The organism is Nitrospiraceae bacterium (assembly GCA_020632595.1).
In the GTDB taxonomy this organism is placed as follows: Bacteria; Nitrospirota; Nitrospiria; order Nitrospirales; family UBA8639; genus Nitrospira_E.
This window is the reverse complement of record JACKFF010000008.1, coordinates 14248-26777: the sequence shown is the minus strand read 5'-3', so window position 1 is coordinate 26777 and position 12530 is coordinate 14248. Positions and strand designations below refer to the sequence as shown.

8 protein-coding genes and 1 pseudogene are annotated in these 12530 nt (G+C 47.8%); all 9 read right to left on the bottom strand.

Features of this window, described 5'->3' with window-relative positions; genetic code table 11:
• Positions 1–45: 45 nt before the first annotated feature.
• The 9 genes and pseudogenes from H6750_14335 to H6750_14295 all read right to left on the bottom strand — a co-directional run bounded on the left by H6750_14335 (position 46) and on the right by H6750_14295 (position 12522).
• Positions 46–1389 carry a HEAT repeat domain-containing protein gene (locus H6750_14335; protein ID MCB9775485.1) on the bottom strand — a complete coding sequence of 448 codons (1344 nt, stop codon included), beginning with the start codon at positions 1387–1389 and terminating at the stop codon, positions 46–48.
• Between the two features lie 40 nt (positions 1390–1429).
• Entirely contained in the window at positions 1430–2017 is a 588-nt protein-coding gene (locus H6750_14330) for a hypothetical protein (GenBank protein MCB9775484.1), read from the bottom strand.
• Positions 2018–2100: 83 nt separating this feature from the next.
• Positions 2101–3021, bottom strand: a complete 921-nt coding sequence (locus tag H6750_14325) for a carboxypeptidase regulatory-like domain-containing protein (GenBank protein ID MCB9775483.1) — start codon at positions 3019–3021, stop codon at positions 2101–2103.
• A 15-nt stretch (positions 3022–3036) separates the two neighbouring features.
• Positions 3037–3954 carry a carboxypeptidase regulatory-like domain-containing protein gene (locus tag H6750_14320; GenBank protein MCB9775482.1) on the bottom strand — a complete coding sequence of 306 codons (918 nt, stop codon included), beginning with the start codon at positions 3952–3954 and terminating at the stop codon, positions 3037–3039.
• Between the two features lie 370 nt (positions 3955–4324).
• Positions 4325–5266, bottom strand: coding sequence for an SUMF1/EgtB/PvdO family nonheme iron enzyme (locus H6750_14315; protein MCB9775481.1), 942 nt, complete (start codon positions 5264–5266; stop codon positions 4325–4327).
• A gap of 476 nt (positions 5267–5742) precedes the next feature.
• Positions 5743–10494: pseudogene (locus H6750_14310) on the bottom strand (hypothetical protein).
• A 404-nt stretch (positions 10495–10898) separates the two neighbouring features.
• Complete coding sequence (dat, locus tag H6750_14305) at positions 10899–11753, bottom strand: D-amino-acid transaminase (GenBank protein MCB9775480.1); 855 nt, start codon at positions 11751–11753, stop codon at positions 10899–10901.
• 13 nt (positions 11754–11766) lie between these two features.
• Positions 11767–12081, bottom strand: a complete 315-nt coding sequence (locus H6750_14300; GenBank protein ID MCB9775479.1) for a protease inhibitor I42 family protein — start codon at positions 12079–12081, stop codon at positions 11767–11769.
• A 48-nt stretch (positions 12082–12129) separates the two neighbouring features.
• Positions 12130–12522 carry a Rieske 2Fe-2S domain-containing protein gene (locus H6750_14295; GenBank protein ID MCB9775478.1) on the bottom strand — a complete coding sequence of 131 codons (393 nt, stop codon included), beginning with the start codon at positions 12520–12522 and terminating at the stop codon, positions 12130–12132.
• Positions 12523–12530 lie beyond the last annotated feature (8 nt).

Here is a 12530-nt window from a genome sequence, read left to right as displayed (position 1 = left end):
TGTCCATCTTCAGGAAGACCTCTCTTAGGGCCCCAAACACACCGCTTAAAGACCGATCTCCTTATCCAGAATCCTTACAATGGCGGCAGCGGCAGTTACCCGAACCGCTTCATCAGTATCTCGCAGAAGGCGCTTTAAAGTCGGGAGAAGCGTGCGATCGCCAATACGGCCCAATGCGCGGGAGGCCCCAATCCTGGGCCGAGGCAATGGATCATTGAGAGCCAATATAAGAACATTGAGCACGTCAGGACCTTTTCCATTTCCAAGCGCCTTGACCGCACCCGACCGAATGGCCGGATTTTGGTCATTGAGGAGATGCTGAACGGTATCCTTAACCACTGAATAAGGCGCTCCTGACCGTAGCAATGACGCCACGGCTGCCGCTTGCACACCGGAATTCGAATCGGCCAACGCCCTGGTTAACGGAGTTAACACTTGATGTTGTTCGTAATACCCCATGCTAAAAGCCGCCACACTCCGAACCGCAGGAATACGATCAAACAAAACGGCCTTCAGTGTCGGCAAAGATTCAGGAGCTTGCAATTTTCCCAAAGATGCAATGGCCGCGGCACGGATAGAGGGTTGAGAATCGGAAATCGTCTTCTCCAGGATCGGTATCGCACGAGGATCCCCCAATTCTCCAAAAGCACGGATAGCCGCGCCCCGTTCATATCCTTCCTCGCTTGTCGCCCCTTGTTCCAAACGAGCCCAGTATTCCTTGTGGCCCAGCTCATATAATGCTCTTGCTGCCGCAATTTGGACTAAATGCTGCTCATCGTTCAACGACGGTCTAATGAGGGACTCGAGACTCCTGTCGCCGGATTGTCCAAGTCCAATCAAAACGGTTGCCCGCACTAAACCGGCTCCGTCTTTCAATGCCTCACGAAATACCTTGGAACGCTGACCGGCTTTTCTTTGCCCTAAGGCTTCTGCCACCAATGCTCTAATCATGCCGGTTTCATCACTTAAGCCTTTCTCTAAATATTCCACGGCCTGATCAGAGTCGATTTCCTTTAACGCGGTATAGGCGGCGCCTCGCATTTGCTCCCGCATATCGGAACGGACAGGCAATATACTGGCAATGGCAACCTGGCGTAAGAACGGTTTATCTTCCCGCTTTGTCCCGGCAATGGCTTTCTCGTAGGTCTCAATGGCTTCGGGAGTCTTTCCTAAGCGCGCCAATGCAAGGATGTATAGGCGAGAAGCCTGCGAGAGGGGCGCGCTTTCTTTGTGTAAGGGATTAACAAGATCAACGACCTGTTGAAATTGACCCTGGTCGTAGGCTTTTTGCGCCTGAACAAGGGTTGCATCATGTGCATCTTCCGCCAACACCGCCCCTGAGAGAGCCCACAGAACACCGAGAACGAGCACAGCGATAATACGATTCATCCTTTATTGTTTACCCCCATTTCCTAGCCATATCATATTTCTACCCTCTCGGAACCGGGGCTTCCTGAGCCTCAATAATTCGATAGCCCAAAGGCGCGTCAAAGTAATAATCGGGTTGCGAAGAAATTACCACATGATGATATTCCACAAACCAATCACGATCCTGACTTAAGAGTTTCAAGAGAACCCCTCGTTGAGGATCCACCCATTCGAAGTAACGTTCCAGTTGGCCAGACCGAGCTTTGACCTCCACGTCATAGAGCAGGGCTGGTTGATCGCCTACCATGGATTCCCCAATAACCGTTCGACTCGTTTCTCCTTCCAACTTAATGGAAAATGGTAACAAATAATCCAGAGTTAAGGGAACGCTCACAATTATTCGGCGTTGCGAAAACACATACCAGATTTTTTGTTCATCCAATCGAATAATGAGGACACTTGCATAGCCTAACTCTGTTCGTATTCCCCCTGACGGTTCAATTCGATACCGGTCATTTTTTACAAATAACTGGGCATTGGCGGTTCGTCCTCCGGTTTTCCATATCAGTCTCGCCGAAAATTCTGCGGGACCATTGAGGGGAAAATTGGAAGAGCCGGCAAAGCCCCAGGGTAACGGGAACCAAGCCACCGTTCCAAAAATGGCACAAACAACGAGCCCTGCAAACGTTTTATCACAAGTGCGGGAGAGAAGGAGGAAGAAGTCTATCCATTTCATGGCCTTTGGTGTTCAACCAGCGGCTCTATCAAAACAGGATGGCCCAGGGCACCGGCGGTAAATCGAGCCGGGGTCTGAATGGTATGTGGTGTCCAACGACCCACGGGAGACTCCAAGGAAAAATCCCTCCGCACGGTTTGGTTGGGTTCCACCGAAAATTCATAAACCTGCTCATGTTTGACACTTGGATGCCAGGCCCGAATACGATAACTTCCAGGCGGGAGTGATGAAATGACATACTCTCCCTTTTCATTAGTAAAGCTGAAATAGGGATTATCCACCGCAACGGCCCAGCTTTCCATGTAAGCGTGGAACCCGCACTGCATCACAAAAGTTTTTCGTCCCTTGCTCAGTTGAAATTGATGAACCAAAGATTGCCCAGGCAGATGCTCATGCGTCGCATGGATATTCTCTCGTTGATGTCGAGAATTAAAGGGCAGAGGAGAATTAAATAACACCCGTGTCCCTTGGCTCAACGACGTCTCATAGGCCTGAATATCATGCATGACCGGATCCATATTCACCACTTCAATCCCATGCCCGTTACGCACCACCGTCGTAAATGGGAGAAATTGACAGTCCCGGGCTTCCACCTTCGGAATAGAAAGGGAAAAAGGTTTTCCGGCATTCACGCCTTCAACCACCATCACGACGCCTTGAAGTTGGTTGTTATCATTTACCACAAAATCCTTAAGTAGCCGCCAACCCTGACCGTCAGAAATGCGGCCGCAATACTCTGGATCAGGGAACGTCACGAGATTATACGCTTTAGGAGAGGGCGGAATGCCCTTGAGGGTCACCGTACCAACAATAGTGCCCCCTTCCGTAACGTCAATCACTTCATAAGCGAAAGCGGTCGAACTGTTGATCCAGAGCAGACTTATGACCACAATTTTTACTATTCGATTTTTATTCATGATCACCTCATTCCCTCAGGGAACCTGCCGTCGTAACGACGGGATAATCTCAACGCCCTCTCCAAGCATCTCCAGTCCAAAATGCGGATTCTCCTGCATTTCATGCACGCTTCTCCGCCCTTGGGGAGACTCATATTGGAAATCCAATGTCAGCGTTTTTCCCGATTCCACACGAACGGTTTTTTCTAAATAGGACTTCATACCAGGGTGCCAGACAGTCACTTGATATTCTCCTGCCGGAATGTCGCGAATGTCGTAGGCTCCATCCTCTTTGGAAATCGAATAATAGGGATTATCCACCACTAATCCCCATGAAAACATATAGGGATGAAAACCACATTGCATGACAAATACATCCCGTCCTTTTCGCAAATGAATTTTTTCAATCATCGGTTTTCCGGGTAGATGGGTATGGACGTTTTTTCCAAACATACCAACCACATTATGAAAGGGATTCATGGGCAAGGGACGATTAAACAAGACCCTGGCACCTCGTTCTCTGGCCGTTTCATACCCCTGGATATCATGTTCTACCGGATCCATATTGATCACGGTAATTTCATCCTGGTCGCGTAACACATTAACAAAAGGCAAAAAATCACAATCAATGGCTTCAACCTCAACCTTTGGCAAAGAAAACGGTTTGCCTTTCTCTACCCCTTTCACCATCACCACCGCATCCTTTAGCGACCCCTGGGGCCCAATAATAAAATCTTCAACAATGCGCCACCCGGTTCCGGTAGAAATTCTTCCGCAATAGACGGCATCCGGGATCGTAACGAGATTAAACGCCATCGGTCTTGGGCGTTCCCCAAGAATGCGAACATGGCCTTGAATTGCCCCTCCATTGCTGACCGGGCTTTCCTGATAGGCCAACCCCATGGATGACACATTCATCAGGAACATCACGATCACCATGACCCTCATCCTCATTCCAATTCCCTCCTTCCAATCACTGCCCACCATTAAATAGCTATGTGTAATTTCTGTCTGCTTCCCAAAAATTCTATAAGCGGAAAGCACCAAAAATCACATGCTACGACACACACTCAAGCCTTTAAAATTTTTTCCGAACAACTCAAAAGAGTATGGGGGACTTTTTTGTGTGATATCGCTCTTCACTTGTTACCCTAACACATTAGGGTCGTCCGAAATTCAACTCTGAGCGTTTTTGATCACTCAAACCCTCTAAAACTCGTACAGTGCACTCCCTCGAAGAGAAGGAGATTTATAAGAATAAATAATTTTTATAAAAAATGAATGGAACCCAGCTCAGAAACAAGCATACATTCACTATTTACTTTCAAGGAGCTGGGATTGAATGGGTAAGATCTTTTTTCAATCCGGCAGCACACCGAAAGCCAAGCCAGTTGGCTTGTGTCTCGGGAGCTGTTCCATTGCGCTGGGCTGTCCGTACGGTCGGAGTACTGTCCATCCATCCTCCACCACGAAATACCCGGTGTTCACCGGTAGACGGGCCTTGAGGGTTTCGGTCCGGAGCCGTCTGATAGTAGGCCGGATCGTACCAATCGTTCACCCATTCAGCGACATTCCCTGCCATTTGGAAAACATTATAGGGACTTACTCCGATTTCATACTTATCAACAGAAATAATAGGTGGATATAGGAGCAACCGCTCGGGACGATCACGGACCGGACCGGATATACCCGATCTCCCAAAATTGGCACGTGTCAGGCCTGCCGGCGTATTCCCCCACGGATAAATTCGTCCATCCGTTCCCCTGGCCGCTTTTTCCCATTCTGCTTCCGTAGGGAGCCGCTTGCCGGCCCAGCGGCAATAGGCATCTGCTTCATACCAGGTGACATGCATCACGGGATGATGGGCCATACTCTCCTGAAAGTTTCCCCCGTCAAATTTCCAGTCAGGCAATGGCGGACGGCCAGTGTCTACGACAAAACGCAAATACTCCAAAGCGGTAACTTCATAGGCATCAATTTCAAAAGCATCCAGATACACCTGGTGTTGAGGCATTTCAGGCCGGTAGGCCTTCCTGTCTATTTTTTTATTACTTCCCATGGTAAACCATCCGGCTGGAATTACCACTCTCTTTTCTTTGGTAGGCCATTGAATCCGTTGCAAAGCCAACCTCTTGCCCTCTTCCGTCCACTCCGGCCGAATATCAGACACGTCCAGTGCCCATACCTTCATCCCGGACATAAAAATAAAACCGGCCACCATCAGACCCATTACCCCAAGACACTTTCTGCTCTCTCTTTCACACATAAACACCTCCAAATTAATCCGACGACTAAGACGCCACTGATGGAAAAATTGGAGAATTCACCATCCCAACGACAAGCTCTGATCTCTTTGTGTCGTTCGGGAAAGAAGGCATTTGCTGGGAACCCCAAGTTTTGTATTTCAGTATGGTCATTGAATGGACCGAATCGTAACTTCACCCTTTTGTGAGGTCAAGGCGTCTGATGCAACGACCATAATCGGCCTCACTGCATTGCCTTAATCAGTTTAATCCATGGTCAATATAAATTAATTCAAAAAACGATAGGTCAATCGAATATCCCTAACATGAAAAAGGCTTGCAAATTGTCATTATACCAAGTGTTCCAATGACATTTTCAAATCTCATTAAAATAAAAATTTAATTTACCTAGCTTTAAAGACGTTCGTTTTAATTCACCTAAAAAAAATGGGGGATTCTTACGAATCCCCCATTCTGAAAACCTGGATGGTGAAACTAGCTATTTAGCTACCACTGGCAACACCCTGCCAGTCTCCACCCCGTCGATCGAAGCTTGCTTGACATCGCTGGCACCTCTTTCCAGAGGCAGGATCCGTTGGTCATTTTTAGGTAGGACCCTCAAATACCCCCATTGACCCGATTGGGAGTAAGGCAAGCGCTGATTATTCCAGACATAATCTGCGGCAAGCATATCACGCCCTCCAGCGGAAGGAATAAATACATCGATGGTTTCCGATCCGGCGAATTCGACCACACTGATTTGGTCGGCTCCGGGCATGAATGGTTCGATCGGCCATTCATGCTTTTCCACGCTAAACATCCCGTTTTGTTCGCTATTCGCACCAAAAACGTGAATCCTCACAGGATCCCCGGCATGTGCGTGTATAATTGGGGTTACCGGATCTTGTGGATTATCCACCTCACAGGGTTGGAACATGCGCCCAAGCGTACAGCCGGCCTCTTCTCTATGAAGATAGGGTTCAGAGCGATAATTGACCCCGGTCAGCCCGGCCACATTCTGAACATACGGCATAAAGCTGGTACCGATGATGTTGTCTTCATCTTGGAAGAGTAAAGCTACATCACGGTAATTTCGGCGGTGTTCTTGACCAGGAATGGTCCGATCAACAATCACATCCGCTTCCCAGCTATTTTTAAGAGAAATGTCGGCACCTGTCTTTGGATCCCGGTATTGAGACCCTTTCGGTCCGATGATGACTGCCCCGAACAAACCGTTTCGCGGGTTTAACATCACATTTCCCCAATCCCATACCAGAGATGAAATCTCCCCGTTAAAAGGATCAGCATAATAGGTATAGGTCTTTGATTCACCTGGGGCAATCGTTTGATCCCCAGGGTTATTTCCAACGTTGGCCCCCAATGAATCTTTGGGATTAAAGGCCAATGAAATTGCGGAGAACGATGCCCGGCTCTCCTTCATTTTATTTTTGAGATTCACTTTGATGCAATCTCCAACGTTTGCTCGAATGGTCAATGGCATCGGATGGTAATCCCCTGCTACTTTAGTGACCTCATCCTCAAGGACGTAGATTTTGCCCTCAGGATTCCTCAGCTCGATGGTTCTTTCAAAGTCGATCTCAATGGATTCCGGAGAATTAGGATTAAAACTCATCCCCGGAAAGTCCATGGCAACCACATTAAATGATTTCACCGGAGCCTCTTCAGGACAAACAGGAAGGGGCTTGGGAATCTCATTTCGACCTGAATACCCTGACGGAAGCGGTTTCAGATCGGCCGTTTCCTTATCCAAGACTCGAAGGATTCCCCAACCTCCCTCGGAGAATTTGGAAGACCGTCCATTAAAATGAATATAGTCTCCAGGTTGCAGACGTGGACCGCCTGCCTTTGGAACCACTAAATCATATCGCTCGGCAATACCAATATGCATGGAATTTTTTCTATTGGCATCCCCGGCATATCGCTCACTCAAGAACGTGTGCCCTGATAATGTCCAGGTCATCGTTTCATTCATGAGGGTATGCAAAAGACGGAAAACCACGGTATCTCCCAGGTACGCCCTTAATAACGGCGTGTCCGGATCACCATGTTCAGCGCTACTGAATATTTTGGAAGCATCAGGATTCACGGCTAAACGTTGGGCAATGGGTTCTGCCCTGAAATTGAGACCGCTTCCCGTCGTATGCGTCCCTCCGTTGAGGAAGGGCATTGGGGTCATGAGAATTTTTTCCGGCATCATAAATGACACCGTTTTGCCTGCTTCCAGGGCTACTTCGACCGGCTGTCCAGGTGGGTTACCAGCCGTCACAATATTAACCGTATGCGGAACGGTATCATGAACTTGGACCACCATTTCCCGGAAACTATTATCAACACCATACCCGACCGGTTCTACCGTATGGATGTCCGCGATGGGCCCGCTCCTGACAAGCTTTCCAGTCTTAGGATCATGGTAGGTTGATCCAACCGGTTCCACAACTAATGTGCCGAATCCACCATGTGGCCACGTGGTGGCACCGAAGGCATGATCATGCCAAAATACCGTTCCCACGTCAGCATCCGCCCAAAGTCGTGAGCGAACAAATTCCACGGTCACGATATCCCCTGCTGGATGATCATGCTGCAGGGGTCGAACAAAGGAAATGGTGTCCCCTTTGATCGATTTGATGCGTCGAATCTCGTTGCCTTTAACATTATCGGCGCCGACCAGTAATTCCGTATTGACATGGTATTGTGCTGCATTTTTAACCTTAATGCTGGAATCGCCCTTTTTTGCTTTGCCCGTCAAAACGGTATTCATGGGGACGGGCAAGCCTTTTTTGGTCTTTTTCTCCAACATGGTAAATGGACGGACCGACTGCTCGTAGGAAAAACCGGTAATCACTCCATCCGATGCCTGGTTGTCAAATTGAAGGAAATGAGGATGAATGTTAATTTTAGATGATTGAAAATTTGTAAAATCGTCATCCAACCATTCGCTGGTCAGCGTATAGTCCACACAATCATAGACATTGGCACGAAACACCAACGGTAATTTTTTGTCATTATTTTTTCGTACTTCCTCTTCCTCTTCATGGAGGACATAAATCAATCCGTAAGGATCAATGACAGGAGCTTCCTTACCCTGGGCCCCGGCCATTTCAATGGGAGTATTGATGAAATGAATGTTGTAATATTTTCGTCCCGCATTCTCCGGGCATAAACTCCACCGGCCATTTTCTCCTGGTTTGGCAGGCTCAGAGGTTCGTAGACCATTTTCATCTTGATGAATCATTTCCAACCATGGGGCCGGATTATGATTTGGTGGGAACATGACCCGTTTACCGAAATGTGGAGTCAGATGCGGCCAAGATACCTTCCCCGTCCTTGGCTCAAACAGAATTGGGCGCCGTTTTCCCGGGGTTGGCGAATGGTATTTTGGATTCTCGATTGTGCTCTCTTTCTCAGACATGGCCTTATTACCATCCCATGCCCAATCCAGTACCGTCGCATCATAGGAAATAATTTGGCCCTTTTCGTCGTCTTTATGACCAGGTTTCCCTTGGGCCGGCAACTGAATTTCCACCCATTCTTTGATATTGATGACCGCCGGGTTCGATTTCCAATTGCTCTTTCCTTTTTCCACGATGGTAAATGTTTTCCCAAACCAATCGACGGTTTTACCAATCAATTGATCTGAAGTGACACCCACCTGCATCCGTCCTTTTCTATCAGGCAACTCTCTGAGGTTTGGCATGACATCCGTACGGTTGTCGTCTGTTTGCAGAGTATTATAAACCCGCCAATACCCCCACATTCCTGCAACGTAATGATGGGCGACATGGCAGTGGAACAAGAAATCACCCGCCAGTTGTTGGCATAAGCCAGACCCACATTCCGTCTCCAAATCCAACGCTTCTGATGGCCCAATCACCTCGACATCAACCCGGTCAGTTTTTGTCCTGATAACCGGATATTTAACCGGACCATTTTTTGAGGCATGCCACATCGGCATTTGATCAATCGCCCGTGGGCTTCTTGGCCATCTGATCGTTCCCCCATGTGGATGGTGGGAATGGAATACCTCAGACCCTCCGTGAACCAACCTGAACTTGGCCGGATCCCCAAGATAGGATCGAGGGATCGTCGTTGGGGCATCACCAAAGGTGTAGGAACTATATCCCATGGATTCGTCTTCAAACCCGAAATATTCATGCTGCACATGCATGTTGTTGATACCAAATGGCTCACTCCGATAATTCAGAGCCCGCGCTCCTGGCCGATAGGCATCAGTGAGAGGATCCCGTTGGGGTAAGAAATCACCATGCTTGTTTACGGGACGAAACGCTTCGTCACCCACCTCATGATAAATCAGCACGAACTCACGAAAATCAGGTCCCGTCCCATTTTTGATAATGGCTTGCCATCCGCTGGCCATTGGGGTCGGGTCTCCGTTTCCCAATGGGTTCAAATATTCGGAACCATGTGGTTCAACCACAAATGTCCCCATAAGACCCATGACCGTCAATTCTCGATCATTACTAAATGTATGAAATTGTCGACCACCCTCCTGGGTGTCCGGATGGATGTACCATTCCATCTCGACGACCTGACCTTCTTCAGCCACCGTATCACGATTGGTTGTCGTCGCAGGCTGCCCAGTCTTGCTGATAACCATATTCGACCCATGGATGTGAAGACTGGCCTCCTCACCAAACTCAAGTTGGTTTCGGAAGGTGAATTTCACGCAATCCCCTTGATTTCCTCTGATCACCAAAGGTTGGATCCATTGATCCTGAAGACCGTTAGTAACCGCGCCAGGGTCACCATGGCCATCCACCTCTCTCGCTTCAGCATTCTTGGCTTCCTCTTCCCGCACCTTATCGATATTTTCGGTCAGCACATACATATAGCCAGGATAGTAATCAAGCCATTGATTGAGGGTAATCTCGGCATTGATGGCCGAAATATCATAATGCCTGACAGGGGCAGTTGAAGGACAATTTCCACCACTCGCTGCCACAGGCTCCACATTACGATCAGATGCCAAAAGTAAATCCTGGCCTCCGGCCCCATATTGGTGCATATTGGTCATCGTGTTGTAAAAACCGGTAGCCGTATGGTCACCACCATGTTGAGCGCCGGACTCTCTTTCCATTCTTAGCATGACCCGATCATGTTGGCGTTCCACCATGGCCGCTCGATTGGGTCGGCCTTCCTTGGTGTCCTCCATAATGGTCTGGCCTTTCAAACGCTCCGCCCATTCAGGAGACTCTTGATGAACCATTCCCGTGGTATGAATAACTTTGTCCTGATTTTCTTCTGCCAGGAGGGTTCCTCCTGACAAAAAACTGGACCCTCCGACTAACAATCCAATGGAAAGTGTGGTGATCGCTTTCCTTGATTTCATGTGAAACATGGACCGGCCTCCTTAATGTGAAATAAACTGACAAACCAAATACGTATTCTACAAACTCAAACAGTCGATACTATTCCATGAAAATATTGGCAAGCGCAAAAGGTAATCCAATCGATTGAGGCTGTCAAGTCTGAAAGATATGAGTTTGATTTCATTGCATATATCACAACTACTCTAAAAAATGGCATTGCTAAAATGAATGTTGGGAAATAGACAAATTGTCACCGATTAACGGACAATAATTCACCCCAGCCTTTTAAATTTCCGGTTTTACAAAGCTACGACAAGGTGAGCCCTGCAACATACGAGGAAAAATCCTTCTGTAGAGCAGTGGAAATGGGGCCTGGCTTTCCATCCTGTATAAGGTGTCCATTCACCTGAATAACAGGCAAAACCTCAATTGTTGTGCCTACCAGAAAGACTTCGTCAGATTGCAGGACCTCTGAAATATGAATTGGTCGAAATTGGACGTCCAAACCTTTTGCCTGAGCTAAGGTCGCCACCTGTTGCTGTGTCACACCAGCCAGGACTAAATGATTTCTTTCCGGCGTAATAAGTAGGCCATTTTTCACCACAAAAATATTACTCGTAGCCCCCTCAGTCACCTGTCCATCTCTTACAAAAATCCCCTCAAAGGCATCGGCCTCACGGGCCTTTTGCTTGGCCAGGACATTCGGAAGCAAATTAAGGCTTTTAATATCACAGCGATGCCATCGAGTATCAGGAAGGGTAATAACACTTACCCCCTGCTGGAAAACTTCGGTTGGCAATCCAACCATATTCCGAAATGCCAAAAAGATTGTAGGTTCACCGGTAGAAGGGAAAGTATGCTCACGCGGAGCAACACCTCTGGTCACCTGAATATAGATTTTTCCTTCTTGATATCCACTCTGCTGAAGGCCAGAAAGAAGGAGACGAAGAAATTGGGGTGGCTCTAAAGAAAAGTTGATCCGGATTTCTTTAGCACTCCTAACCAGCCTGTTAAAATGCTCACTCCAAAAAGCAGGAACCCCATGGTAGGCACGAATCACTTCATAGATGCCATCCCCAAATAGGAATCCACGATCATCAGGAGAGATCCTAATCTCATCCAATGGAGAGAAGCGCCCATTGAGATACCCGATATCCGACATACCCTAATTTCATTCAGGAAGGCAGAGGGGAGACGATGACCCTAAAAATCCGTCGATCTTCTGCTGTAAACTTCCATGCCATTCTTTTACTAAACTCCAAATAATGTGTTCCAGGTTCCAACGCCCGAAATTCAAATGATCGCTGACCGGAATCTACCGCATTGTTACTGACCGTTCGAAGAAACTCATCTCCCACTAATCCCAGCACTTTGGGGTCATAACTTGGCACCCACTGTTCCCCGCGGGTCCGATCTTCCCATAAATGCACCATAAATGTGTCCGATTGGAAAACCTTAATCGCTTTTGTTTGAACTTGATCTACATTCATGCTCTCACCTTGACAAAAACTACGGTCATACTCCGCCAGATAAAGCCACTATTCTCCTGTCAACCAATCACGTTTTCTTAAACAAACAAACACATTCCCCTTATCAACCACTACGTCATAGTTGACCACACAATAGCCTCCCCCATCTGGACCAAATCCCGAACGAATGTCAAATTGTTGATGATGCCACGGACAAGAAACCAGAAAACCCTTTAATCGGCCCTTCCCCAGAGAGGCCCCCTGGTGCGGACAGATATCATTAATAGCAAAGCAACGATCATCAACGCGAAAAACAGCTACACTTTTCCCGTCGATTTTGAATACGCGCCCCTTTCCTTTGGAGATATCCTCCAGCTTCCCAACATAAACAAATCCCTCTTTAGGACTCAGCGGTTCATCTACCCCGCAGTCCATACTATGCTCAAAATCTGAATCATTCATAGCCGTTT